The organism is Vibrio sp. B172a, from assembly GCF_030248355.1.
Taxonomy (GTDB): Bacteria; Pseudomonadota; Gammaproteobacteria; order Enterobacterales; family Vibrionaceae; genus Vibrio; species Vibrio owensii.
In genome coordinates this window covers 136649-161516 of the sequence record NZ_JAHGAC010000035.1, presented here as the reverse complement: position 1 = coordinate 161516, position 24868 = coordinate 136649, and the positions used below count along the sequence as shown (strand labels likewise).

At 43.5% G+C, this 24868-nt stretch carries 25 protein-coding genes and 1 riboswitch; of the genes, 15 read left to right on the top strand and 10 right to left on the bottom strand.

Annotated features, from left to right (window positions below):
- Positions 1–52: 52 nt before the first annotated feature.
- Positions 53–964 carry a LysR family transcriptional regulator gene (locus tag KIT90_RS24975; protein ID WP_285379251.1) on the bottom strand — a complete coding sequence of 304 codons (912 nt, stop codon included), beginning with the start codon at positions 962–964 and terminating at the stop codon, positions 53–55.
- Between the two features lie 151 nt (positions 965–1115).
- On the opposite strand from KIT90_RS24975, the gene KIT90_RS24970 reads away from it, so the two are divergent.
- The 5 genes from KIT90_RS24970 (at position 1116) to thpR (ending at position 5411) form a co-directional block, all read left to right on the top strand.
- Positions 1116–1976 carry an SDR family oxidoreductase gene (locus KIT90_RS24970; protein ID WP_285379249.1) on the top strand — a complete coding sequence of 287 codons (861 nt, stop codon included), beginning with the start codon at positions 1116–1118 and terminating at the stop codon, positions 1974–1976.
- Positions 1977–2106: 130 nt separating this feature from the next.
- Positions 2107–3045, top strand: coding sequence for a LysR family transcriptional regulator (locus tag KIT90_RS24965; RefSeq protein ID WP_285379248.1), 939 nt, complete (start codon positions 2107–2109; stop codon positions 3043–3045).
- Between the two features lie 365 nt (positions 3046–3410).
- Entirely contained in the window at positions 3411–4358 is a 948-nt protein-coding gene (locus KIT90_RS24960; protein ID WP_285379246.1) for an LpxL/LpxP family Kdo(2)-lipid IV(A) lauroyl/palmitoleoyl acyltransferase, read from the top strand.
- 122 nt (positions 4359–4480) lie between these two features.
- Complete coding sequence (fos, locus tag KIT90_RS24955) at positions 4481–4879, top strand: fosfomycin resistance glutathione transferase (RefSeq protein ID WP_132698978.1); 399 nt, start codon at positions 4481–4483, stop codon at positions 4877–4879.
- Between the two features lie 10 nt (positions 4880–4889).
- Positions 4890–5411, top strand: a complete 522-nt coding sequence (gene thpR, locus KIT90_RS24950; RefSeq protein ID WP_285379243.1) for an RNA 2',3'-cyclic phosphodiesterase — start codon at positions 4890–4892, stop codon at positions 5409–5411.
- A 70-nt stretch (positions 5412–5481) separates the two neighbouring features.
- Here thpR and KIT90_RS24945 read toward each other — a convergent pair whose 3' ends face one another.
- Positions 5482–5916 carry a MarR family winged helix-turn-helix transcriptional regulator gene (locus KIT90_RS24945; protein WP_038872355.1) on the bottom strand — a complete coding sequence of 145 codons (435 nt, stop codon included), beginning with the start codon at positions 5914–5916 and terminating at the stop codon, positions 5482–5484.
- Between the two features lie 96 nt (positions 5917–6012).
- On the opposite strand from KIT90_RS24945, the gene KIT90_RS24940 reads away from it, so the two are divergent.
- On the top strand, positions 6013–6507 hold the full coding sequence (locus KIT90_RS24940; protein ID WP_020197643.1) for a DUF2798 domain-containing protein: 495 nt from the start codon (positions 6013–6015) through the stop codon (positions 6505–6507).
- Between the two features lie 20 nt (positions 6508–6527).
- Positions 6528–6827, top strand: coding sequence for a DUF3861 domain-containing protein (locus KIT90_RS24935; protein WP_020197642.1), 300 nt, complete (start codon positions 6528–6530; stop codon positions 6825–6827).
- A 92-nt stretch (positions 6828–6919) separates the two neighbouring features.
- On the opposite strand, the gene KIT90_RS24930 is transcribed toward KIT90_RS24935, so the two are convergent.
- The gene (locus KIT90_RS24930; RefSeq protein WP_285379239.1) at positions 6920–8398 is read right to left on the bottom strand and encodes a carboxypeptidase M32; all 1479 of its coding nucleotides are present in this window, start codon (positions 8396–8398) and stop codon (positions 6920–6922) included.
- Positions 8399–8667: 269 nt separating this feature from the next.
- Between KIT90_RS24930 and KIT90_RS24925 the strand changes: the two genes are divergently transcribed.
- The 5 genes from KIT90_RS24925 (at position 8668) to pdxY (ending at position 14080) form a co-directional block, all read left to right on the top strand.
- Positions 8668–9303 carry a LysE family translocator gene (locus tag KIT90_RS24925; RefSeq protein ID WP_285379238.1) on the top strand — a complete coding sequence of 212 codons (636 nt, stop codon included), beginning with the start codon at positions 8668–8670 and terminating at the stop codon, positions 9301–9303.
- Entirely contained in the window at positions 9303–9869 is a 567-nt protein-coding gene (locus KIT90_RS24920) for a hypothetical protein (protein ID WP_038894035.1), read from the top strand. The genes KIT90_RS24925 and KIT90_RS24920 overlap by 1 nt, the downstream gene beginning before the upstream one ends.
- A gap of 650 nt (positions 9870–10519) precedes the next feature.
- Complete coding sequence (locus KIT90_RS24915) at positions 10520–11896, top strand: tyrosine phenol-lyase (protein WP_285379237.1); 1377 nt, start codon at positions 10520–10522, stop codon at positions 11894–11896.
- Positions 11897–11988: 92 nt separating this feature from the next.
- Entirely contained in the window at positions 11989–13182 is a 1194-nt protein-coding gene (locus KIT90_RS24910; protein WP_285379235.1) for an aromatic amino acid transport family protein, read from the top strand.
- Position 13183: 1 nt separating this feature from the next.
- The gene (pdxY, locus tag KIT90_RS24905; protein ID WP_285379232.1) at positions 13184–14080 is read left to right on the top strand and encodes a pyridoxal kinase PdxY; all 897 of its coding nucleotides are present in this window, start codon (positions 13184–13186) and stop codon (positions 14078–14080) included.
- 303 nt (positions 14081–14383) lie between these two features.
- Here pdxY and KIT90_RS24900 read toward each other — a convergent pair whose 3' ends face one another.
- The 5 genes from KIT90_RS24900 to KIT90_RS24880 form a co-directional block, all read right to left on the bottom strand.
- Positions 14384–15052, bottom strand: coding sequence for a ParA family protein (locus tag KIT90_RS24900; protein WP_285379230.1), 669 nt, complete (start codon positions 15050–15052; stop codon positions 14384–14386).
- A 221-nt stretch (positions 15053–15273) separates the two neighbouring features.
- On the bottom strand, positions 15274–16746 hold the full coding sequence (locus KIT90_RS24895; protein ID WP_285379228.1) for an aerolysin family beta-barrel pore-forming toxin: 1473 nt from the start codon (positions 16744–16746) through the stop codon (positions 15274–15276).
- Between the two features lie 517 nt (positions 16747–17263).
- Positions 17264–17725: a hypothetical protein gene (locus KIT90_RS24890; protein WP_005443522.1), complete on the bottom strand. Its 462-nt coding sequence runs from the start codon at positions 17723–17725 to the stop codon at positions 17264–17266.
- Positions 17722–18471: a winged helix-turn-helix domain-containing protein gene (locus KIT90_RS24885; protein ID WP_285379226.1), complete on the bottom strand. Its 750-nt coding sequence runs from the start codon at positions 18469–18471 to the stop codon at positions 17722–17724. The genes KIT90_RS24890 and KIT90_RS24885 overlap by 4 nt, the downstream gene beginning before the upstream one ends.
- A 450-nt stretch (positions 18472–18921) precedes the next feature.
- Positions 18922–20298: a sodium:alanine symporter family protein gene (locus tag KIT90_RS24880; RefSeq protein WP_005446084.1), complete on the bottom strand. Its 1377-nt coding sequence runs from the start codon at positions 20296–20298 to the stop codon at positions 18922–18924.
- Positions 20299–20414: 116 nt separating this feature from the next.
- A riboswitch (glycine riboswitch) is annotated at positions 20415–20516 on the bottom strand.
- 530 nt (positions 20517–21046) lie between these two features.
- Here KIT90_RS24880 and KIT90_RS24875 point away from each other — a divergent pair.
- Both KIT90_RS24875 and KIT90_RS24870 read left to right on the top strand, forming a co-directional pair.
- The gene (locus tag KIT90_RS24875) at positions 21047–21205 is read left to right on the top strand and encodes a hypothetical protein (protein WP_005434065.1); all 159 of its coding nucleotides are present in this window, start codon (positions 21047–21049) and stop codon (positions 21203–21205) included.
- A 31-nt stretch (positions 21206–21236) separates the two neighbouring features.
- Positions 21237–21971 carry a chromosome partitioning protein ParA gene (locus KIT90_RS24870; protein WP_285379223.1) on the top strand — a complete coding sequence of 245 codons (735 nt, stop codon included), beginning with the start codon at positions 21237–21239 and terminating at the stop codon, positions 21969–21971.
- 122 nt (positions 21972–22093) lie between these two features.
- Here the strand turns inward: KIT90_RS24870 and KIT90_RS24865 are convergent, their stop codons facing one another.
- Positions 22094–22477: a hypothetical protein gene (locus tag KIT90_RS24865; protein WP_009704311.1), complete on the bottom strand. Its 384-nt coding sequence runs from the start codon at positions 22475–22477 to the stop codon at positions 22094–22096.
- Positions 22478–22731: 254 nt separating this feature from the next.
- Positions 22732–23508, bottom strand: coding sequence for a helix-turn-helix transcriptional regulator (locus KIT90_RS24860; RefSeq protein WP_285379221.1), 777 nt, complete (start codon positions 23506–23508; stop codon positions 22732–22734).
- Positions 23509–23609: 101 nt separating this feature from the next.
- On the opposite strand from KIT90_RS24860, the gene KIT90_RS24855 reads away from it, so the two are divergent.
- Positions 23610–24791 (top strand): MFS transporter, encoded by a 1182-nt coding sequence (locus KIT90_RS24855; RefSeq protein ID WP_285379218.1) that lies wholly within the window; start codon positions 23610–23612, stop codon positions 24789–24791.
- Positions 24792–24868 lie beyond the last annotated feature (77 nt).

The following is a 24868-nucleotide window of genomic DNA, read 5'->3' as shown; positions in this document are numbered from 1 at the left end:
ACTTTACACCCGCATGTGTTGAAAAACAAACGATTAGAGTGCGACGTCATCGTCAGTTTTGACCGGATAAAAACGCTTCGATATAAGACTTTTTCTCTCTTATAAAATCGATAAACAATTGCGACTTCTGCGGTAAGTGTTTTCTGTCCTGATATACCAAGAGCATGGTTTTATCTTGAGGGATCCAATCATCCAAAATCACCGTAAGCTGTTGGGTTTGCAATTCTTGGTAGAGCATAGACTTTGGCAGATAACAAACGCCTGCACCGTCTAAGCAAAGTTGTTTGCTAACAAAGAAATCATCGGCTGTGACGCTGCCAGCTCCGGTCACTTCTATCACTTCATCTTTCAGGCTAAATCGCCAAGGTAAAAAGTATCCTTCCACGTGATTGCGGATGCACGGCGCTGCATTCAATTGACGCGGGTGTTCGAACTTGGGGAGAGCGTTAGCCAGAGCATTTGAAATGGCCAAAACATACTTCACGGGAGAGAGCGAAATTGCCACCAAAGAAGAGTCGTTCAATGGGCCTAAACGAAAGGCGAAGTCCAAACTCTGCTTCGTCATATCTTGATATCGATTCGACGAAGCAAGGTTGATCTTAATCGTTGGATAGCGTGCTTGAAATTCTGCAAATAGGGAGGCGAGTAGATTCTGACTGAGTGCACGAGGCGCAGTAATATTGAGTGTGCCAATCGGCTTGCTCGCGGCATCTTCCGCTTCATGATAAAGCTCGCTGACCGTATCTGAGATTAACTGAGCTTTGGGCAGGACTTGTTGTCCGAGTTCAGTGAGTGACAGTGATCGAGTGGAGCGATTGATCAACTTGCCGCCAAGCTCTGCTTCCAACTGCTGAATCTTCCTACTCACGGTTGTTGTCGGCACATTGAGTTGCCTTGCCGCTTCAGCAAAGCTATTGAGCTCAATGACGCGCGCAAATAAAGGCAAGGCTGATATCTCTTTCATGTTAACTCTATTTGTCTTCATCCCGAATATGGGATAGTGAAGCCCAGATTAACTATCTAGTCAATTTTTACGGGATTAACTAAAGTTACTCCATACCGCAGCGGCATGCTGCAAACACAGAACATACGCTCAATCTCGGTAGGAGAACATCATGGACATTCTAGTTTTAGGCGCAACAGGTAACACAGGCTCAGAAGTGGTTCGTCAACTACAACAAACAGGCGCAGATTTTGGTGTCATGGTAAGAAATGCCAACTCAACAGCAACCATGAATCTTCTGCCAGAACAAGTTCGTGAGGGTGACTTTACCGACGTTGCTGCGATGGAAAAAGCGATGCGGGGTGTAAAACGTATTTACGTCTCTATGCCGATTCATCAAGACAACAAGCTCTGGGTGGAGAACGTCATTGCGGCGGCAAAAGCAGCAAATGTTGAGCACGTTGTTAAGCTATCGGGCATGGGGGCTAAGAGTGATGCGGGTTCAGAAATCATTCGTACCCATGTAGTCACCGATGATTTAGTCAAAGCATCGGGCTTAGCTTGGACCATTATTCAGCCTAACTCTTTTTTCCAGAACCTCTACGGTAGCTTAGCGACCATTAATGCAATGGGTAAATTCTTCTTACCGCTTGGTGATGCAAAACAAAGCGTGGTGGATATTCGCGATGTGGCGGCAGTGATTGTTGAATCGCTTATCGGAGAAGGTCACGATGGCCAAACCTATTTACTTTCTGGCCCTGAAGCACTGACTTTTGCACAGCAAGCCGAAGTGATCTCTCAAGCGTCAGGCAAGCAAATCGAATATGTGGCTGTTTCTGAACAAGACGCCGCCGCAGCGATGAAAGAAGCAGGAATGGATGAATGGTTCGCTAATGCGTTGGCTGAAATCATGGCTTGGTTTGGGACAGGAGCTTACACAGAAGTGACAGACACCGTTGAGCGAGTGACTGGAAAACCAGCACGTAACTTCAATGACTTTGCGAACGAATTTGCGCATGCGATTGAGAAATAACATCCTAAGAATCTAATGATAGGGGAGCCAAGTGCTCCCTTTGTCGTTTTTTGAATGTGAGATTTCAAACAACCTTATCTCTTCTAAAGCTTTATAATCATCAAGAGATTATCAAATAGGAATAGATAATATGTTGCTTGAAGATCTTCAAGTAGTGCTCAAAGTCGCTGAGTTTCGTAGCATTACAGGAGCCGCGACCGCATTAGATATGAGAACCGCCACGGCTAGCGCGGCCGTAAAAAGAGTAGAGGCTTCTTTAGGGGCTGAGTTGTTTGTGCGAACCACGCGCCATTTGCGTTTATCCAGTGCGGGTGAGCGTTATCTTCCTCAGTGTGAAAAAGCACTCGAACTGTTAGAGCACGCGAAACAGAACATGCGTGAAGATCTCGACATTATTGATGGGGAAGTGCGAATCGCACTTTCTTCCGATTTAGGACGAAACTTAGTTACTCCTTGGCTCGATGAGTTTATGGACAGTTATCCGCAGGTGACGCTGAGAAGCAACATCAGTGATAGCAACGTGGACTTCTATCGAGACTCTGTCGATATGGCCCTGCGTTACGGTGCCCCGACAGATTCCAGCATGTACGGGTTTAAAATATGCAATGTGCCAAGGTTATTATGCGCAACACCAGAATATCTTGCGGAACATGGAACGCCTAAGCATCCACAAGACTTAATCGAACATAATGGTTTATTGTATCAACTTCACGATACGTTGCACGATGTTTGGGGATTCAGTGACGGTGGTAGTGAACACAAGGTCAAACTCAAAGGCAATCGAGCTTCCAATGACGGCGATTTAGTCCGACGTTGGTGTGTCTCTGGAAAGGGCTTGGCTATCAAATCGTGTTTGGATATGTCGCAAGATTTGCTCAAAGGCAACGTAGTGAATGTCATGAGTGAATACAAGCCGACACCAACGGAACTGTGGCTGATTTGTCCGAGCAGACAATCAATTACGCCAACCGTAAGATTACTGCGTGATCTGTTCAGAGAAAGAACTAAAGTCATTCTTACTGATCTGGTTGAAGATGGTTTATTAGAACAAAGCGTGCTTAAAAACTGACGCAACAAGGGGACCTTTTCGCTCCCTTTTTCCTTTTATTGGGCGATAGACGAGAAGGGCACTCTCGGGACGCTCACTCTTTCAAATTCATATCTCGAAACGCAATTACTCGCTGCGGCGGAACTATCGCTTATCGTCAGTACAGTAAGTCGCGTTTTTATGACAATTCGACGAAAATCACGGCATTTTTCTTGGATTTGATAAAGTCGCCCGCAATCTCCGAAAGTTCTTATTGTGTAGCATATCAAAGAGCCCTACACTCCGCGCGCTTTAGTTTTTAATAAGCACAGTCAATGATAATAACTTTTCGTATTTATCGTTGTTTTTAAGGATTTTTATAGACGAATTCGTCTGATGACACACTCATGAATAAGCACAAAGCACCAAAATTCAAGGCAGAATTTTTGGCACCTCGCTACTGGGGCACATTAATCATAATTAGCATCATGTACCTTCTTAGCCTCCTTCCATTTCGTGTACAACTCGCGCTCGGAAGCGGAATTGGTCGCATAGCGATGCGATTAATGAAAAAACGACAAGTCACGATCAAACGTAATTTAGAGCTGTGTTTTCCTAACATGAGCGACCGAGAGCGTGAGGCGATAATAAAAGAAAACATCGACAACGCGGGTATCGCACTGTTTGAAACCGCGATGGCGTGGTTTTGGTCAGACAAACGTGTCAGCAAACATGTAGACATCGAAGGGATGGAACATATCGAAGCGTTAGAACAACAAGGTAAAGGTGTTCTGATGTTGGCGGTGCATTCCATGAATCTAGAACTTGGTGCGCGAGCATTTGGGATCCAAAAGTCAGGCTCTGGTGTTTATCGCCCAAACAACAACCCATGTTTTGACTACTTCCAATACAAAGGACGTTCTCGCTCGAATCGTACTTTGATCGATCGCAAAAACGTAAAGGGCATGCTGGAAGCACTAAAGACAGGCCAGCGTGTTTGGTACGCTCCTGATCACGACTATGGCACACGTCGATCGACGTTTGCGCCTTTGTTTGCGGTGAAGCGTGCCTGTACAACAACGGGAACCAGCTTGCTGGTGGATGCTACGGATTGTGCCATTGTGCCATTTACTATGGTTCGTGAAAGCAATGGGCAATACACTTTAACCATTAGCGCGCCAGTTGAAGGCTTTCCAAAAAACGATCCAGACCAAGCGGCAGCGTTCGTAAACAAGATTGTCGAGAAGTCGATCATGGCATGCCCCGGGCAGTACATGTGGCTGCATCGTCGCTTTAAAACTCGTCCGGATGGGGAATGTTGTTTGTATAAACCCCAACTTGTACCTGCGATGTAACCTACGAGCCCAGACATTTGTTCTGGGCTTTATTTTATCTGTCGATTCATTTCTGATTGATTGATTGATTGATTGATTGATTGTTTGCCACAATAGCGACGTTTGATGATCAAGGATGAACCATGCTGACAGGATTGAACCACATTACGATAGCGGTGAGTGATTTAGAGCGCTCGCTCGATTTCTATATCAACGCGCTCGGTTTTCAGGGACACGTGAAGTGGAGACAAGGCGCGTATCTTTCTTTGGGTGATCTCTGGCTTTGTTTATCGGTCGATAAGCCAGACGAGAAGAGTGATTACTCCCACATCGCTTTTTCTATCTCACAGCAAGACTTCACGGACTTTTCTCACAAGCTTATTCAGTTCGATATTGCTCAATGGAAAGAGAACAAGAGTGAAGGGGATTCGCTGTATCTTCTAGATCCTGATGGGCACAAACTAGAAATCCACAGTGGTGATTTGTACTCGCGATTAGAGAGCATAAAGCATCAGCCTTATGAAGGTTTAGAGTGGTTGTAGGAGCGTTTAGATGAGATTATTTTTCGCCCTCACGTTTGATAAAGGCAGTAAATCACAGCTCAAGCAGATCCAAGATAGGCTTCAACAGCATGAGATAGAAGGGCGCTATACTTGCGTCGATAATTTTCATATTACGTTGGCTTTTATCGGTGAATCGACAGAAGAACAAACGCAGCGTCTTATTGATATTCTTCATCAACTTAGCTGCCGTTGTGAGCAGGTTACGGTCGATCACCTAGGTTCATTTCGGCAAAGTGGCAGGCAACTGGCTTGGTTGGGGATTAAAGATAATTTAGCGGTTACAACACTGCAAAACGAACTCATAGAGGCATTAGAACAGCATGGCTTTGTGACGGAGTCACGTGACTATGTTCCTCACATCACACTTGCTCGCCACGTCGATAAACAAGCACCACTTGATGCTGTTGAGATATCACCTTTACCACTTCCGATTTATTCTATCGCTTTAATGGAAAGCAAAACTGTTGATGGGAAGCTCGTTTATCACGCGCTAGAAGAAGTAGTTTGCTAGCACTTTCTATACATCAGTTCAGCCAGTAATCCATAATGGCTGAACCGATTTCAAAAATGATTACCGTTTTTTAGCTTGGCTTTTTCGACAGGTTTTCTGCCAGTTTCCCAGCGACAAGTTGGAACGCTTCTAGCTCTTCCTCAGACACGTTTAACGTCATCTTTTGAAAGATCTCAGCATCGACGGCTTTGATCTTCGACAACACTTCATTGCCTTTCTCGGTGGTCAACAAACACTGGCTGCGTTTATCTTCTGGATTCGGTCTCTTCTCAATAAAGCCTTCTTCAATCAATGTCTTAATTAAGCGTGTGACTTGTGCTTTATCTCGGTTTAAGAAGTTCACCACATCCATTGCCGTACATGGTGACTGTTTGCTAATGATTTTTATCACCCGCACATGCATAGGCGCGATAGGGAGTTCTAGTTGCTCAATTTGCTCGTGCAGTTGACGCTTTAAGACGTGCACAAGATGGAACAGATTATCCAGCGATTTTGGATTCGACATGTAACACTCCAAACAAAAGTGGTTGACATTATCAACCAAATAACTATAGTTGACATTATCAACTTAATTGAGAGTAACTTCAAGAGCGAGAATTGAATGACAGAATCCTTGACCATGTCGAACGAACTGACACAACCGGCGAAGACGCCACTGATTCATAAAATTGCTGTTGTATTAGGGATGATGACACTAATGGGAGGGACACTGACAGGCGTAATGACTTACATGAACGTAGGCTATTCCGATTCTTTCTTCAGCGATTGGTTGCGCTCATTCTTAATGGCGATTGTTGTCCTTATGCCAACGGGTATGGTGATGATGACGCTAATGACCAAACTGGTTGGCAAACTATTCAGCCGCGCCAGTGAAAAGCAGAAAAACCTTGTGGTTGGTGTCTTTATGGCGCTGATTATGGAATCCGTTATGGCGTTTATCACTGCCGCTAACAACATAGGGTTTGAGGACGTATCCGTATTTGGATCTGCTTGGTTAAAAGGACTTTTCGCTGCGTTACCTGTAGCAATGGTGTTGATGACCATTACATCCATGACCATCAAGCCAAAGATTGAACGCTTTCTAAAAAGCGAGTGAATATTGATTGGAGAAATGAGATGAGAAAAGACAACCACTACCGCATTACTATTGAAGAAGTGAACGTAGAAGAAGGCCGTGAAGCAAAAAGCTTGAGCTTTGAAGTTCAAGATCGCGAAGACATGCTTAATATCGTAGATAAGATCGGTCAGGGCAGCGGATTAGAACCTGCAGATGCGACACGCGTTGGTGTTGCACTTCGTCTGCTTGGTCCTGTGATGATGAAAGATCGCAAGCATCCGTTATTCGCTGATTTCATGCCACACTTCAGAAACTTCATGCAAAATATGAAGAGTACGGTGAAACGTAATCTAGCTTAATTATAAGCTTCTGAGCGCTTTGAGTAGACTCTAGCGCAAACAAAAAGGCTGGTATTAAACCAGCCTTTTTTCGTGTGATGACTTGGCGAAAGTTATTTACTCAAGTAACGATTTTCCAAGTGCGCTTTGAAGTGCTTCGCGTTTAACACTTCACCTGTTGCTTGCGTCACCAAATCATCGGTCGAGAACAGGCTGCCTTTGCTCCAGATGTTGTCTGATAACCAATTAAAGATTGGTGACAGATCGCCAGAGTGAATCGCGCCATCTACGTCCACGGTTTTCTGCATCGCTGCCATAAACTGCGCCGCGTACATCGCGCCAAGCGTGTATGATGGGAAGTAACCAAAGGCGCCATCTGTCCAGTGGATATCCTGCATACAACCGTTCTTGAAGTTACCTTCTGTTGACAGACCTAAGTAAGCCTTCATCTTCTCGTTCCACAGCTCTGGAACGTCAGTGTGTTTGATCACGCCGTTCATTAGGTCGCGTTCAATCTCGTAACGTAGGATAACGTGAGCAGGGTATGTCAGTTCGTCAGCGTCAACGCGGATAAAGCCTTTTTCTACGTGCGTGTAGATTTTCGACAAGTTGTCTTGAGCGAACTCAGGACCTTCAAAATGGTTAGAAGCCAGACGAGCAAGGTGCTCAACAAATGCTTGGCTGCGACCCACTTGCATCTCGAAGAATAGAGATTGAGATTCGTGGATGCCCATTGAACGAGCTTGGCCAGCCATTGTGCCAGCTAACGATTTTGGAAGACCTTGCTCATAACGCGCGTGACCTGTTTCATGCACGATGCCCATTAATGATTGCACGAACTCTTTTTCATCGTAGCGAGTAGTAATACGAACATCTGTCGGAACACCGCCGCAGAATGGGTGAACGCTTTCATCAAGGCGGCCATGTTCAAAGTCGAATTGCAGCAGCTTCATGACTTCCAACCCCAGTGCTTTTTGCTTTTCAGCAGGGTAATGGCCGTTCGGAAGCAGGATGTTGTTGGCTTTTTGCTTTTCGATGGCTTCATCAATCATTGATGGTAGCCAGGTTTTCACGTCCGCAAATAGCACGTCTAGAGACGCAGAGGTTGTGCCTGGTTCGTAAAGTTCTAGCATTGCGTCGTAAGGTGACGTGCCAGCCGCTTCTGCGCGAATTTGTGCTTCTTCTTGAGAAAGCTTAACCACTTCAGCCCAGTTCTTTTCGAAGCCAACCCAATCGTCATTGCCACGTTGGGTACGCCAAGCATGCTCACATTTAGAGCCTGCTAGTGACTGTGCTTGCACCAAAGATTCAGGCAGCAGGTTTGCTTGTTGCCAATCGCGTTTCATTTCACGCAATACCGCTTGATCTTGCGTTGATAATGACTCTTCTTCTGCTTGAGCAAACAGGTCACCCAAATGAGGTTGAGTCATAAGAGAGTGCATATGCACCTCTAGTTCAGCCATCGCGTTAGAGCGAGCTTCCGCACCGCCTGCTGGCATGACGGCAGCTTGATCCCACCCTACGATTGCAGATAGGTGACCAAAGTTAGAGACTTTTTTTGAATGTTCGACGAGTTTTTGAAATGCGCTCATGTGACTACTCTTTTGTTATGTTCTTTCCTTAAACGCCCCAAATGGGGTCCTTGAACGTACGTTCATATCTCTCGACACCGATGCAGAGAAAAAGGCAGCATCAAGACAATGCCGATAGAGAAGTGTGTCTAATTTACTATTTATTAACAAATAATGCAGGTCTATTGTGCACAAATTCAGTCACTTGTATAGCACACCGCAAAAGTTGCTTGCGAATCAAGCGGATTGACGGTATTGATGGGTGATACACAACAACTTATTAAAAGAATATGGATATTTTAAATTTTGAGGCATTTCTTATTGCCATTACGATTTTGACGCTCACGCCAGGATTGGACACCGCATTGGTGATTCGCAATACAAGCCGCGCTGGTCTTAAAGATGGTTGTACAACCAGCTTGGGGATCTGTTTCGGGCTATTTGTTCATGCGCTGTTTTCTGCTGTGGGTATTTCTGCCGTTCTTGCTCAATCTGCTGAACTGTTCCAAATGGTAAAAATGGTTGGCGCCGCTTACTTAATTTGGCTTGGCTTGAGCAGCCTACGTGCACTGATGAAGAAAAATGGCGGCATTGCGGTTTCTGAACAAGCGCATCAAGCTTACAGTGGCAAACGCTCATTCCGCGAAGGTTTCCTTTCTAATGTATTGAACCCAAAAACCGCCGTGTTTTATCTCGCTTTCTTGCCTCAGTTTGTTAACCCGGAAGGTTCTCCGTTGTTGCAATCAATGATGATGGCTTCAATCCACTTCATTATTGCAATGGTATGGCAATGTGGTTTGGCTGGCGCCTTGAACTCAGCAAAAACGCTACTGAAAAACGCGAGCTTTATGAAGTGGATGGAAGGAGCAACAGGTGCCGTGCTTGTGGCGCTTGGTATTAAACTACTTGTAGAAAAGCCAGCCTAATGCGTGTTCTTATTCGAATTGTCATCGCTTTAGTTCTATTTATCGTCGTCTTGCTCGGGATCGTCGCATGGAAGACGGTTCCCCAGTTGAACTTCGCCGAGAAAGGAATGAGGTGGGATTGGCACTGGGCTTACTTTGAGCCGTTTTCCAATGGCATCCAAGCCACGCGCACGCAAGATACTAAACAGCTGTTGTTACGCCGCGTTTACTTAAAAGAGTCAACCGCAGTGTTTGTCGGAACCACACTAGACAATAAATTCGAGATTGATGTGGTTAACCAAGAAGCGTGTAAGCCTGAGAGCAGCAAGTGGGTATCTGTTTCGGTAAATGGTCAGCCTATGTCTCATGTCCCAATGCTTTGTGAAGATTCGGGAGAGAGCTACATTTACCGCTTTGTTGGCAGTAAGCTAAGAAGCTTAGAGTTTGGTATTGAGGATGACTTCATTCGCGAAGACTTCAGTCAATGGCCGATTTCAGAGATAAAAGCGGACCAGTTCAAGCAACAACACTCTTCTTTTTTTAACAAGCAAGGTGATGGTGAAGAGCACCAATGGTTGCGAGATTAAGTTTCTGGTGAAACTTTGAATAGAAACAAAAAGAGACAAGCGCCGATGCTTGTCTCTTTTTATTTTGGGACTTTCGTCGACAATATTAGGGTTCTGATATCTACTTCGTTAAGTTGATTAGGAATAGGTAAAGATAACTACGAATAGCTGAGAGTTAGTTCATTCAAAATGAAAATAGCGCATTCCGAATGGTGATTGTGTAATTTATTATTTACAGTATGACTTTTCTGATTTTATCTTGGTATGTTTTAAAAAAGTAAAATGTGTGATTCATATGCTCATTATTTATAATGAACACGATATTTTTTGCATACGATTCTATGTCACTTTATGCGCAGTATTTCTTTGCGTAAGATCATTATTATATTTTTTTTGTCTTTTGAAATATAGGTTATTTTTCCCTAGTTTTTTACAAATTCACTATCAAAAACCAAATAGATAAAGTTATTCATATCTACCAATCAAGTTATAGCAAGCTTTCTACTCATATATCCTCTTTTTTTACATTGATATTCATTAATATCGAACCTTTAAATATTCACAAATAGTATGAAGTGAATTTAAATAGCATTGAGAAACGGATGTAAGCATTTAAATCATTCCTTCTTTATCAATCCAATGACTTCTACATTAATAATGGAGTAATCCACATGACAAAAAGATATCCAGCTGAACCATTCCGTATTAAAAGTGTTGAAACAGTATCAATGATCGGACGCGAAGAACGTTTAGAGAAAATGAAAGAGGCGGGATATAATACGTTTCTTCTAAACTCCAAAGATGTATATATTGATTTGCTTACCGATAGTGGTACAAGTGCAATGAGTGATAATCAGTGGGCGGGTATGATGCTCGGCGATGAGGCTTACGCTGGAAGCGATAACTTTCACAACTTAGAAGCAACAGTTCGTGAATTGTTTGGCTTTAAACATATAATCCCAACTCACCAAGGGCGTGGCGCAGAAAACTTATTATCTATTATGGCTATCAAAGAAGGCCAGTATGTAGCGGGTAATATGTACTTCACTACTACTCGCTATCATCAAGAAAAAAATGGTGCAACGTTTGTAGATATTGTAATTGACGAGGCGCATGACGCGACAATTGATATTCCATTTAAAGGTAATATTGATCTAAATAAACTTCAATCATTAATTGATGAGCAAGGTGCCGAAAATATCGCATATGTTTGTTTAGCAGTAACAGTCAATCTAGCGGGTGGCCAACCAGTATCAATGAAAAATATGCGAGACGTCCGTGAACTTACTAATAAGTATGGTATTGACGTTTTCTATGATGCCACACGATGCGTAGAAAATGCTTATTACATCAAAGAGCAAGAAGAGGGTTATGCAGATAAGACAATCACCGAGATTGTACTTGAAATGTTTAGCTACGCTGACGGTTGTACTATGAGTGGTAAGAAAGACTGTCTAGTAAATATTGGTGGTTTTCTATGTATGAATAGCGACGAACTATACGCAGAAGCGCGTGAGCTGGTCGTGGTTTATGAAGGTATGCCATCATATGGTGGCCTTGCTGGTCGTGATATGGAAGCTATGGCGCGAGGTCTACGAGAAGCGATGCAATTTGAATATATCGAACACCGCATTAAGCAAGTTCGTTATCTTGGTGACAAGCTACGCGCAGCGGGAGTACCTATCGTTGAACCTACAGGAGGACACGCTGTGTTCCTCGATGCACGCTTGTTCTGCCCTCATCTGACACAAGAGCAGTTACCTTCTCAAAGCTTAGCTGCAAGTATCTATGTCGAAACAGGTGTTCGAAGTATGGAGCGCGGCATTGTATCAGCGGGTCGAGATGTAGTAACTGGTAAAAACCACACACCAAAACTTGAAACGGTTCGTTTGACTATTCCTCGTCGTGTATATACCTACGCTCATATGGATGTAGTTGCGGATGGAATTATTGAACTCTACCAAAATCGCGACAAAATTCGTGGGTTAGAGTTTGTATATGAACCTAAGCAATTACGTTTCTTTAATGCACGTTTTGATTACATATAAAAATAAAACAAAAGCCTCGTGTTCTACGGGGCTTTTTATTTAAATAATTAAAATTATATAAGTTTAATCCCATACATGAAGACAGGTATATTATGAAAATTACCAAGTTAATCGGTGGTGGCCTTATTATTGCGGGTACATCCATCGGGGCAGGGATGTTATCTTTGCCAATCGTATCTGCGGGTTTAGGTTTTAGCATATCATTCACATTAATTTTGATGTTATGGGCATTAATGACCTATACGTCTCTATTAATGTTGGAGGTTCATCAATATGTAGAACATGATGCAACATTGCATACTTTAGCCAAAAAATTTTTAGGTGAAAAAGGTAAATATATAGCTGGCGTCGCTATGTTGTTTTTATTCTATTCTTTATCTGCGGCGTATATCGCTGGTGGCGGCTCGCAATTTGTCGATAGGGTTGCACACATCCTATCTATTGAAATAGATCACACTATGGGCGCGATTATCTTTGCGATTGTAGTTGCACTGATTGTAGCCGTTGGGACGCATTTAGTAGATAAAGTGAATCGTGTTTTGTTTGGTTTAATGCTTGTTGCAATGGCATTTGTTATTGTGTCACTCGCGCCCAATATTAGCGGTGAGTTTCTTGCTAGTAGTCCTATGGGGTCTGGCCTTGTTTTTGCGGCTTTACCGGTGATTTTTACATCATTCGGTTTCCACGGCAGTATTCCTGCCATAGTAAACTACTTTGAGGGTGAAACCGAGAAATTAAGAATTGCGATGTATATAGGTTCATGTGCACCACTTGTAATCTACGTATTCTGGCTTCTGTGTACGTTAGGTGTTGTTAGTCAAATTGAATTGACTGAAAACTCAAGCCTTAGCAATTTAATTGCTTCTTTATCGGCCACTTTAAATAGTGAGCGTTTATCATTAGTGGTGGGATTGTTTGCAGACCTTGCTTTAGTTACATCGTTCTTGGGAGTTAGCTTAGGTTTATTTGAGTTCTTACTTGATACGACGAAGAAACGTTTGAAAGGTAATCGATTTTATGTCGCTTTGTTAACCTACTTACCACCTTTGGCCTTTGCACTTTTTTATCCAGAAGGTTTTATTATTGCATTAGGTTATGCCGCTATCGCCTTAGTAATACTTGCCGTTTTTCTTCCCGTTGGAATGGTTTTTAAATCAAGAGAAAACCACAACAATCGGTTAGGTAAATATCAAGTTAAGGGTGGGAAAGTAGGTTTAATGCTTAGCTTGTTTATGGGATGTTTGATCATCGTTTCTCAGTTACTTGTGAGCATGGGAGCATTTTAATATGAGAGGGATTATTTCTATTCAAAGTCATGTTGTTTATGGTCATGCAGGAAATAGTAGCGCGGTATTTCCGTTGCAAAGAATGGGACTGGAAGTTTGGCCTATCAACACTGTTCAATTTTCGAATCATACGCAATATGCAGAAGGATGGACTGGTGAGGTGCACACCGTTGATCATCTAGCCGATCTTATTATTGGCTTAGATAAAGTACACGCGTTACGTAACTGCAGTGCGGTAATTTCCGGTTATCAAGGTAGCACCGAACAATGTCATGTTGTCGTTGACCTAGTTGAAGGAGTTCGTTCACGCAACCCAATGGCAATGTACATCTGTGACCCTGTTATGGGCGACCCCAAGAAAGGGTGTGTTGTCGATAAAGGCATCGAAGAAATGCTTATACATGCTTTAATGCCTTTGGCTGATGTGATTGTACCTAATCAATATGAATTGAGTAAGTTTGTTGATATGGAGATTCACTCACTTACGGATGCCATAGAAGCATGTAAAGTAGCGCTAACAAAAGGACCAAGCGTTGTTTTAGTTAAGCATTTACATACACTGCCCGAGTCTAGAGATCGTTTTACTATGATGCTGGCGTATGAGGACAAGTTTTATATCACTCATGCGCCAAAGGTTCTACCATATAAACCTTATGTTGGTGTTGGTGATCTCATTACCGCGGTATTTACAGGTGGTTTGATGAAAGGTTGGTCAGCCGTGAAAGCATTTAAGCATTGTAATGAGGCGGTGTTTGGTATTGTTAAAGAAACTCATGCATCGGGCGAGTGGGAGTTACAAACTATTGCAGCGCAAGATAAATTAATCACTCCACAAGAAACCTTCCCATTAGGGGAGTGCAAAAAAGAAGACTGGGAATGGCACTATTACTCCGTGTAAAACCATGCCAATGAAGTAAAAATCCGCCTAGTTTGCAGGTGGATTTTTACTTGGACGTTGGTTCGTGGGGGGAATGATAATAGAAGGCACGGAAACCGGGTTGTCTAATTCGTGTGGGAAGAACTTTTGCAACACTGATATGACCAATTTGAAGATATTGAACGTGCGCTTCTTCATTCCTGTCTAGAGATGGCTCTAAGGGTAATGTTGACCTATAGCTACCTTCTTACCTACTGTGATTCGGCATCAAAAGAGCCAGATCCTATCATTACCTTGTCGCACTTTTTGGGGAAATCGAGGTAATTAGTTCAACCACTTAATCACGTTATCCCACAGGATTGGGTCAACGTTCCTTGCATCGACTAACTCTTTGTTCATGAAAGGTTGTTGATACACTTCGGACTCGCTCATTATGCCTAGTGTTTTGAACTGGCGGAAGAAGCGTAAAAGACGCATAACGCGATCGAGCCTTTCGTCTTGATGAACACATCGGTTGATGACAAAACCAATTTTGATTTGGCGAGACTTAAAGATGTGTTTCTCGATCAGCGTGTTGATGAATGGCAACGATGCATGCAAATCAATAGGTGACGGTTGCATTGGTATGACTATGTAATCGACGTATCTAAGGTAACGCACTAAGTCGCTCTCTGAGAAGTTGGCCGGAGAGTCGATCACCACGTAATCTGTCGCGTTACTGACCTTAAGCGTGACAGCAATATTAGACAAACTGCGAAGGGAAGGGTTATAGCTCTGATTCGGTAGTTCATCGATGCTCTCGGCCCAACGGTTGGTAGATTGCTGTTTATCGAAATCTATCAATTCTACCGTATGTCCATTTCCGATGAGTTTGCTAGCCAAACTGGCAGAGAACGTCGACTTTCCCACGCCACCTTTGAGATTTAAGACGATGATCTTTTTCGCTTTTGAGTAAGCGATACTGGTTTGGCGTTGTTTTACAAGCGGCAGCAAACTGTTTTCCCCAAATTACTAAATCAGGGCATTATGTACAAATTGTTAACTTAATTGGTTGGCATCCCATAAAATCATTCCTTGCTAATGCTTATTCTGAAGCTCGTTTTCCTTTATTTCGTCAGTGCTCAAAGCAAAGAGTGGTCTGAAATGAGTAAAAAAGCCCGCGATGGGGAGTCGCGGGCAAGTTGTTGGTGATTCGTTGTAATTATTATTGAGAGTTAGTCTGCTGCCTGAACGGTCATCTCTGCACCTTCAAACCCAAGTGCGCTTAGCTCATCAGCATCAAAGTTGGTGGTAACTTCCACATCGCCCACGCGCTGAGTGTTACCTTGTGGCAAATCGTTCGCTGAGCGAGTGCTGATTCCAAGTGGACTCGCTTGGCCAATTTCAATGGTGCCTGCGTATTGAGACTCTGCATAAAAATCACCGGATACGTAAGAGTAGAAAGGTCGTAAGCTCGCGCCAGTGGCGTATTGCATACTACTCAATCCTGCTTCTTTGATTGCCCAACTCCAATCCCACCATTTCACTTCACCCGGAATATAGCGGTGATCCCATTGGTAACGAATATCCGCCGATTTGTCGCTACCACGTCCCATGGTAAAGGTGTGGCTTCGGTATGGACGATTGTCTGGGTGTGTATGCCATGCGTTGCCACTCCAACGAAGGAATCCGTAGAAGTTCACGTCATAGCTAACGTCAGCATTGAATCGGTATGGGTAAGAGATAGTAGAGCGGTACAACTCAACACGCACTGGTAACTCAGAGTTCGCTGGTACCATTGGGCGAGCTTGTAAGGTCACTTGCTCGCTGGTGGATGCGCCGTTTGAGTTTGAGAAGCTTTGGTTTGCTTCAAGCGTAATACTCAGCTTGGTATTACCAACCAATGGCCATTTGAATTCGTTTTCTGTCTTCACTTGTTGAGCGAAACCGTAACTGTTGGTTTTCGACCAGTTGGTAGACTCGTCCAGTTTCAGATCCACTACGATTTGCTGCGGTGTGTTACTGTAGTTTCTCGCCATAGCCGTGATGGTTTTAACAAGCTCGCGATCCGATTCAACCACATCACCATGCCAGAAGTTTTTGTCGTTTAGCGTGTAGGTAAAGTTGTCGACAGTGATTTTGGTTTTTTCACCACAGCGGTAACCACTACAAGAGCCACTGTTGTTACCTTGAATCACCCAGCGATCACCCACGCGGTCAACCTTCATGTCTTCACCCACGTATTGGCTGTTGTTGCCGCCAACCCATGCGTAACCAAGATTATGCGCAAGGTAACTTAATGGGCGAACAAAGGCAGAGCGATCGGTGACTAACTCATATTGAACATCGATTTCATCGCCTTCAGGAATCGCACGAGCTGGATAGTTCGGGATTTCTGATTGTGCTTCGTCTGGGTAACAGAAGGTTTTGCCATTCGGAGTATCACGTTTGATTAGTCCATGATAACCCGGTCCCATGATCACCCAATCGCCTTTGAGGCCCGTGATCTGCCATTGACCCATACGAGTAAGTAGGGCACTTTTTTGCTCTTCAGCTTCATATCGGTCAAGTGGACGATAACCTGCTCGGCAGACATCTTCACCTAACTGGTCGAAGACGATTTGGTCTGGATATATCTTTGCATTTACACCACTTGCGAATGTAGACAGGATGGCGGCGGACAATAAACTAATGTTGATGTTTCGCATGAACGTTCCCTCATGGCTGTATTTTTATTTGTTTTATGTGCCCCGATCTCGAGGACAGGTTTACTGTTCCATGCTGATAGGATTGATAGTACTGAAAATAGTTGAAATATTATTACTGTAACGAATCAGTGGGTTGTATTATTGCATCTGTCATTTTCAACTAATGAAATCGATTGCCTTTTGAAAATAAGAGCAATAACTGGAAGGCATATTCATAAAGGGGCAACGTAGAATATTTACTCAGTAACGAAGTCGAATATTGTCAGAATAATTTGAAAATTGATTTATACGATTTTAATGAAAGCTAGACTTCAATTTATATAAGTAAAACCTAATTAAGAAGTTTTTCTCAATTGAACAATGCAGAATTAAATATTAGTAATAATTAAATTTACTCATACTTAATTAGAAGTAAATGAAGTAATAGGGAGCGAAGCCCTGTAATGAATGACTTTTAAGCGAATAAAACTCACTCATCACAAGGCGAATATCAAAAGGGTTATTTCAAGCGAAAAGTTTATCGCTTAGCCAACAGTTTAGTGCGGCCAGTTTGTTTATCTCGGATAAGAGAGAAGGTTTCAGTTTGAAGCAGTACTTCGATATCAAAATAGATAGGGTCATCGTTTAGCACAAGATAGGGCGAAAGAAACGAATCATTTAACGCAGGGCGAATTTCTTGCACCGATAGCAGATTCATTTTGCCAGAGACTGACAAGCTCGTATCCGAATAAGGGCGTGACTTGCCCTTAAAGCTAAGGATGATGGGGTTCGACATTGATTCGTCTTGTAACGAAGCGATATGAGTGATAACGCGGTGATTGACCCGGGTTAAGCCATCAATCCGAACAGTGTGCTCATGAGGAAGAATATCGACCACACTGTGGTGATAGCGTTTATCTTCGGTATCGTGATAGCAAGGTAGCTTCCAAGCGCCGAAAAAGACCACGCAAGAGAGGGCTACGGCAATATACGCCTTCATTGGCTTTCCTCCGCAATAAACTGACCGATCGCTTGAGAGGCTTGTTCGAACTGACCTGCCGTATAGAACACATTGATGGATTTTCGCGTGTGCTTATTCAACCAAGACAACTCAGAGAACTGCTCGTTTTCCTCGATGTAAACCACGCAATTACACTGATGTTGAGCCAGTAACTGTTCAAGGTGCGTTGATAACTGCGTATTGGGATCGGTGTATACCTCTAGTGTCCCAATAGTGTGTTCATTTAAGGCTTTGTTGCGTTGAGGGTGACTGTATTTGCTATGAAACTTACTCGCACTTACTAGACTGGCCGCAAATAGAATGCCCAGAGAAACGATATAGCACGCTAAGTTTTTATAGTTGGTTTCATGTTTGTTCGGCAGTGGTGGTGTTGGCTGCTGCACTGATTTCTGTTGTACTTTTTCATCTGGTGGAGTCGCAGCGACAAGGCATTCGTTGAGCAAGATGCCTTCAACTAAACGATACCCGACCTTAGGGACAGTAACGATAGGGGACTCTTTTATCCCCACTTTGGTAAAGGTCTGCCTGAGCACACTGATGCTCTTCGCCAACGAAGTTTCACCAATGTATTCGTTCCCCCATGCAAATTGCACAATGTCTCGCTTTTCAACAACTGCGGGGGAATGTTCGAGAAGCAAAGTGAGGATTTGTGATTCACGATACCCAATTTTTACCGTTTTATTGCTGTTAGAAAGCGTGTTTTTAATAGGGTTATATAAGATCATACGATTATTTTTGTTTTTATTATAAAGCGAAAGAGACGAGTAGAAAGAAACCACTCATCTCTGTTATATGAATAAAAATTAAAATTAGGTCACTTTTATTTTGATGGTTTTAATAGTTAGCTACCTATTGATAGAAGAAACCATAATCATAGTAAAACATCAACTTTGTGCCATGTTAATCTTTCATTTAGTGATATAGCTTCAATGAAAGAACCAAAATAATCACACAGCAATAATATGGTTTAGGAGTTACTAAATAACAGTGATGCTGACATTTAATTTAATATTGTCACACATGTCATTATAAGTTTAATTATTTGATAACTTGGTGGGAATTATTAGCCGAGTGGAAAATAAAGAGTGAAGTGTCAAATAGAATGAAAGGAATAATAAGAAAGGGGGATATAAAAAAGCCCGCTGAGTCAGCGGGCTTAAAGTTTCTAGCTTGGATTATGCTTTCACTGCATCAAAATCATCCGATTGAGATGACGGCTTGAAGAACAGTTTTGTTTCTTCCAACACCACATGGCGCAGAGCAATCAAACCAATCAGGTTAGGAATTGCCATCAGACCGTTTACGATATCAGCCAGTAGCCAAATCATATCAAGGTGAAGGAATGCGCCAGATGCTACCAAACCAACGAAAATCAGTTTGTATGGAAGCACAGCTTTGGTACCGAATAGGAACACAACGCAACGCTCACCGTAGTAGTTCCAGCCAAGAATGGTGGTAAACGCGAAGAACATAAGACCGATAGACACCAGCATTGGGCCTAATGTCTCTGCGTTCAAACCAACGGCAAATGCGTGTGTTGTCATCGCCGCACCTGCTAGGTCACTTTGCCATGCACCCGTAAGGATCAAAGCAAGGCCTGTCATGGTACAAATGATGATGGTATCGAAGAAGGTACCCGTCATTGAAATCAGACCTTGTTTAACACAAGAATCCGTTTTCGCAGCTGCGGCTGCCATTGGTGCACTACCCAAACCTGATTCGTTTGAGAATACACCACGTGCGATACCAGATTGGATTGCTAGCATAATGCTTGCACCCAAGAAACCACCAGTTGCTGCGGTTGAAGTGAATGCAGACACCAACACCAACTCAACTGCGTTTAGTAATTGGTCCGCGTTCATGATGATCACACTCAAACACGCTAGCACATAAAATAGCGCCATTGCTGGAACCACTTTACCTGCTACGCTCGCAATCGACTTGATACCACCCAATGTAACGAATGCCACTAGCAGTGTCAGGATGAAAGCAGATAGTTCACGGTTTACACCAAGAGAAATCTCGCTTGCATCAAGAATCGCATTCACTTGTGGGAAGGTACCGATACCAAAACAGGCAACGCCCAATGCAAATACCGCGAACATGATAGCCAGCGCTTTCGAGCCAACACCATATTGCAGATAGTACATAGGACCACCAATCATTTGGCCTTTGTCGTCAACACGACGGTATTTCACCGCAAGAAGACACTCAGCGTATTTAGTTGCCATACCGAATAGGGCAGCGAGCCACATCCAGAATAGGGCACCAGGACCACCAAGTTTGATTGCGGTAGCAACACCAACGATGTTACCTGTACCAATGGTTGCAGACAGCGCAGTACATAGCGCTGCAAAACTAGAAACGTCACCCTGTTTATCAGATGACTTATCTTTACTGAATACCATCGCTAACGCAGTTGGTAGGTGCTTAAATTGGATCAAGCCTAGGCTAAAAGTGAAGTAAACACCGGTACCCACAAGCAAAAGCAGCAGTGGTGGACCCCAGACAAAGTTATCAATGGTTTGAAGTAAAGATTGTAGGTCGTTCATGATTTCCCCTTAATAAAACAACTAATAAGGAGAAGAGGGAAAGGACGAGATCAAAGATCTCGAATAGCCATGCTATTCAAAATAAGGCGGGAACGCCAAATAGTTAGGTTGTTACTTTCCACTCCTCTGTCCTTTTGCCTGAGAGTTTCACCCCGCACACATGTGCAGGACTTGCTCCTTCGGCGACCGATTTAACGGTTCTCTCCAGAGGTTCCTCCAACTACAGTCCCCGCTACCAAGGTAGCACCTGAAATAGTTAATTCTTCGGCGAGTTACTCTAACCAAATGTTAAAATTTGGTTAATAACCACTCTCCTGCAGTCTTCATCGGAACATTTACTCAATCAAATGAGTAAAGGTTAGTTAATGATGCTGGTCACCATTAACGTGTGAACTCTATCATGTTTTGTTACCATTTCAACACCCAAATGAAGATTTATTTTCAACACATTATGCGGGTTTTATTGTCTTAGTTTCATAGATTTGCTGATTAATTGAACAAATAACTCTCTATGTTGGTCATTCTTGGTATGTATGGAAGGGGAGAGACCAATGGTAGGATTTGATGAGAGTTGTCTAGGCTGGTGATAAGTTGTTCAGTTTAGAACAGAAAATTGATCAAAACGGGAGCAATCGCTTCAAAATCTACGCTAAGTTGACCGTAAGCTACGTAGAAATGGGTTACAATGATTCCTTGCGCAACTGTCTATGGAATCGGATAAGTTCTTATTATTGGACAAGGAGACGGTATGACCAGATTGTTAGCCATAGCGGTATTGATTGGAGTAGCGTTTGTGCTATTTCGTTATCGTACCAATGAAAAAGTCCAAAAGGCGACCGTGATTACCTTGATCGGCGCATTCTTAATTTATACCGCGTCAATCATGATTGCGGAACTCACTCGCTAGCAAACCAGTAGAGTCCTTGGAGTAAGATACGGTGACTTCTCAAAATAATATTGAAGACCAAGACGAAGTAGTTGTCATTGAGGAGCGCGATAAGCGTACTCACATTTATATTGCGATTGCGGCCGTGTTAGGTTTAGCGTTCGGTGGATTGGCTGGTTCTGCAATGACAGCAAGCAAGTGGGAGTCGACTTATCAAGTGCTGGAACAAAAGTACCAAGCACTGGCTCAAGACAAAACGAACTTGGTCTCTCAAGTAAAAACACGTGAAGCGGGCTTAGATAAAGAGATCGACGCTAAAGTCGCGACACTGTTGGCAGAGAAAGAAGAAGCGCACAAAGCGGAACTCAAAGCACTTCAAGAACAACTGACTGAAGTGGAGAAAGTGAACTTGTCGCTTGAGTCTCAAGTGAAAGAACAGAAAGCAACGTTGAACACGACCAAGAGCGAGAACGACAAACTTAACCGTCAAGCAGACATGCAAGCGACCATGTTTGAACGTTCACGTGAAGTGTTCCGTAAAGAACTGCAAATTTCACAAGAGCTTGAGTCACTAGAAAAAGAACGCCAAGCGTTGTTACCGAAAATTGAGACGCTTAAAAAAGAGTGTGATGTTTTCTTAGAAGGTAAGTCTTGGGATGTGAAATCTGACGCCTGTGACAAACACGATGAAGCGAATTCACGACTCAGCCAAGTTGACCAACTCATCGAAGTTCACAAGATGGACTTGAAACAGATTAAAGAAATCACTGAAGACATGGGGCTGTAGCATCAAAGCATAGAGCGATTAAGATCTTCAAAGATTTAGAAACAGAAAAGGAGCTCAGTGAGCTCCTTTTTTATGCGCGATGTTTCGCTAGAACTGTTTGTCGTTGGGGCAATTGCTAGGGATCAGATGCGAGACGCGTCGTAGCCAGAAGCCAACAGCAATTCACGCTCGTGCTTGATCAGCTGAGCACGATCCTCAATCAGTTCGTTAAGTGCTTGAGAAGGTTTCCCTGCCAGCGTTTTAAATGCATCAAACGTCTCTGCACTGTCGATTTCATCAATCATGCTGCTGATAACGTTACGCGCTTCGCAAGGGTTATCATCGGTGGTGAAGTACTCTACTTGTTTTGCCGCAGACTTCATTTCGGTTAGCAGTTCTAACGGGCTACTTTCTTTTGCCACTGCCATGTAGTTATCAAGTACACGCTTCGCATACAACAATTCTTTTAGTGGGATATCTCGGCCACTTACAATCAGCGATTCATTAAGGATCATACTTGAGCTCATTGGCATTCCTTTTTTATCAATAATTCAAACTTCTTGGGCATTGGCTTGAGTCTAATTTATTGAAGTCTGAATGGGAATGCCTAAAAAGCACATTATTAAACGATTTTTCTGATTATTTACGCTTTGCTAGTGACTAAGTACGCAAATTGCGTGTTTAGTAGAATCTTCAGAAGATAGGTCAGTCAGGTGCTATGAGTGTTCGATTGCTCTCTGAGTGGATCAAATGTGGCGTTATCGGTTCTCAATATTCAACATTAATTCATGAAGAAGCGACCTGGCGTCACCCCAAAGCTTTGTTTGAATAGATGATTAAAAGCACTCACGCTGGTAAAACCACACTCCAGTGCAACGGTGGTAACCGGGAGGTTTTGCGCCAACAACGTCAAAGAGTGGAACAACCTTGCTTGTTGACGATACTCGATGAAAGACATGCCAACTTCATTGCGAAACAAGCGGCTCAAAGTACGGCTGCTAACGTTAATTTCTTCTGCCCACTGTTTTAATGAATGATTATCCGCAGGCTCATCCAATAGTGAGTTACAAACCTGCCCAAGCTTGGCATTGTTGGGAAGAGGGATTTGAATGGACGCTTGCGGCGCGACTTTCAACTGATCCAACAAAACTTGAACAATACGCCAATACGGCTCTGTGCTTGCTTGATCGGCCGGTTGCTCAGAAAGATGAATGATCATCTCACGCAGCATTGGCGACACGTTGAGAACATCACTCTGGTTTGGCAGTTCAGTGTCGATGCTCGGCAATAAGTAGACGTTTTTCATTGCCGCATCACCATACATGTAGACCTTGTGGCTCTCATGCGCTGGGATCCACACCGCTCTTTGAGGCGGAACGACCCATAGCTTAGATTCTGTCTCGACCGCCATCACACCGCTGCTTGCGTACACCAGTTGGTTGTGCTCATGGGAATGCCAATCAATCACGTGTCCATTGGGGTAGTGCTTGGGAATGACCACAGCCTCCAAGCGATTGATGCTGGCGTCCAAACTGATGGCTTTGATGTTTTGGCTCATTTGAGCAATAACCTGTCTTGATAGAACCTATACGCCAAATGCTAGCCAGATAAACTGAGCTTGTCATTAATTAGCTATCCTTTATTTGGTTTGGAGTCGAGATGAACCGTTCCTTTCACGCAGGTGTCCTCAATGTGGGGCATGCGCTTAATCATTACTTCTTGCTCATTTTTCCTACTGTCGTACTAACGCTGCATAAAGAATGGGACATGAGTTACGCGGAGCTGCTGCAAGTGGGGAGCGCAGCCATGTTGGTTTATGGTGTGATATCCCTACCTGCAGGTTGGCTGGCGGATCGTTGGAGCCGAAAAGGCATGATGCTCGTGTTCTACTTTGGGATGGGCACCTCTGCGTTACTTACCGCTTTCGCGCAAACGCCATGGCAAATGGGATTGGGGCTTTGTGTCATAGCCTTGTTTGCCGCGATTTATCATCCCGTCGGTATCGCACTTATCTTCAGTTCTGCAAACAAAACCGGCAGGGCTATCGCAGTAAATGGACTAGCAGGTAACTTAGGTTTGGCATTCGCTGCAATGGGAACCGCTTTGTTGTGCCAATGGTTCTCTTGGCAAGCTGCATTTTATGTTCCAGGCCTTGTGTGTTTATTAACTGGCATCGTGTACTGGTATGCATCGAAAGGTGTTACTGATATCGAACATGCGAAAAGTAGACGTGACGACGTAACGATGCCTTTGCGACAACTCAAAGCGCTGTTCGCTTGTGCTGCGGTGATAGTCTTCTTTGGCGGGTTGGTTTTTCAATCTACGACGACCTCGTTACCTAAAATTATGGATGCACAATTTAGCCAATCATTGAGCCTTTCAAGCACATTAACCACATCGATTTTTGTTTGTGCTGCGTTTATTCAGCTTGTTGTGGGTGAGTTGCTCGATCGCGTTGATATCAAGAAGCTGCTCGCCTGTATTGCTGGTGGGCAACTGTTCTTCCTGCTATTAGCGACGGTTACTCATGAATGGTCATTGGTTCTCGTGTTCGTTGGTTTGATGCTGTGTACATACGCGCAAATACCAGTGAACGATTGGCTTATTGGCCGTTATTCCGATGCGAAATGGCGCTCAAGAATCTATGCCGTTAAGTACACATTAAGCTTTAGTACTGGACCTATCGCGTATTGGCTTATCGCAGCGACTTATGCTCATACACAAGAGTTTGTATTGATGTATTTCATCCTTGCTGGTGGGATGGGGCTTGCATCACTGAGCGCAATGATGATGCCTTCCTCACGCAAGAACACCGAAGCACAACCTAACCTCGCACAGTGACTTTGAACGTATTTTGATTTGTGCAAATTCTGCATAAGTGATGTACCGCGCGTGTGGTTTTTCCGTTTCGAGCGCTC

Bases quoted from the DNA above. Each gene is read 5' to 3' on its own strand.
- KIT90_RS24975 (WP_285379251.1), bottom strand. From the start codon at position 964: ATGAAAGAGATATCAGCCTTGCCTTTATTTGCGCGCGTCATTGAGCTC.
- KIT90_RS24970 (WP_285379249.1), top strand. From the start codon at position 1,116: ATGGACATTCTAGTTTTAGGCGCAACAGGTAACACAGGCTCAGAAGTG.
- KIT90_RS24965 (WP_285379248.1), top strand. From the start codon at position 2,107: ATGTTGCTTGAAGATCTTCAAGTAGTGCTCAAAGTCGCTGAGTTTCGT.
- KIT90_RS24960 (WP_285379246.1), top strand. From the start codon at position 3,411: ATGAATAAGCACAAAGCACCAAAATTCAAGGCAGAATTTTTGGCACCT.
- fos (WP_132698978.1), top strand. From the start codon at position 4,481: ATGCTGACAGGATTGAACCACATTACGATAGCGGTGAGTGATTTAGAG.
- thpR (WP_285379243.1), top strand. From the start codon at position 4,890: ATGAGATTATTTTTCGCCCTCACGTTTGATAAAGGCAGTAAATCACAG.
- KIT90_RS24945 (WP_038872355.1), bottom strand. From the start codon at position 5,916: ATGTCGAATCCAAAATCGCTGGATAATCTGTTCCATCTTGTGCACGTC.
- KIT90_RS24940 (WP_020197643.1), top strand. From the start codon at position 6,013: ATGACAGAATCCTTGACCATGTCGAACGAACTGACACAACCGGCGAAG.
- KIT90_RS24935 (WP_020197642.1), top strand. From the start codon at position 6,528: ATGAGAAAAGACAACCACTACCGCATTACTATTGAAGAAGTGAACGTA.
- KIT90_RS24930 (WP_285379239.1), bottom strand. From the start codon at position 8,398: ATGAGCGCATTTCAAAAACTCGTCGAACATTCAAAAAAAGTCTCTAAC.
- KIT90_RS24925 (WP_285379238.1), top strand. From the start codon at position 8,668: ATGGATATTTTAAATTTTGAGGCATTTCTTATTGCCATTACGATTTTG.
- KIT90_RS24920 (WP_038894035.1), top strand. From the start codon at position 9,303: ATGCGTGTTCTTATTCGAATTGTCATCGCTTTAGTTCTATTTATCGTC.
- KIT90_RS24915 (WP_285379237.1), top strand. From the start codon at position 10,520: ATGACAAAAAGATATCCAGCTGAACCATTCCGTATTAAAAGTGTTGAA.
- KIT90_RS24910 (WP_285379235.1), top strand. From the start codon at position 11,989: ATGAAAATTACCAAGTTAATCGGTGGTGGCCTTATTATTGCGGGTACA.
- pdxY (WP_285379232.1), top strand. From the start codon at position 13,184: ATGAGAGGGATTATTTCTATTCAAAGTCATGTTGTTTATGGTCATGCA.
- KIT90_RS24895 (WP_285379228.1), bottom strand. From the start codon at position 16,746: ATGCGAAACATCAACATTAGTTTATTGTCCGCCGCCATCCTGTCTACA.
- KIT90_RS24890 (WP_005443522.1), bottom strand. From the start codon at position 17,725: ATGAAGGCGTATATTGCCGTAGCCCTCTCTTGCGTGGTCTTTTTCGGC.
- KIT90_RS24885 (WP_285379226.1), bottom strand. From the start codon at position 18,471: ATGATCTTATATAACCCTATTAAAAACACGCTTTCTAACAGCAATAAA.
- KIT90_RS24880 (WP_005446084.1), bottom strand. From the start codon at position 20,298: ATGAACGACCTACAATCTTTACTTCAAACCATTGATAACTTTGTCTGG.
- KIT90_RS24875 (WP_005434065.1), top strand. From the start codon at position 21,047: ATGACCAGATTGTTAGCCATAGCGGTATTGATTGGAGTAGCGTTTGTG.
- KIT90_RS24865 (WP_009704311.1), bottom strand. From the start codon at position 22,477: ATGAGCTCAAGTATGATCCTTAATGAATCGCTGATTGTAAGTGGCCGA.
- KIT90_RS24860 (WP_285379221.1), bottom strand. From the start codon at position 23,508: ATGAGCCAAAACATCAAAGCCATCAGTTTGGACGCCAGCATCAATCGC.
- KIT90_RS24855 (WP_285379218.1), top strand. From the start codon at position 23,610: ATGAACCGTTCCTTTCACGCAGGTGTCCTCAATGTGGGGCATGCGCTT.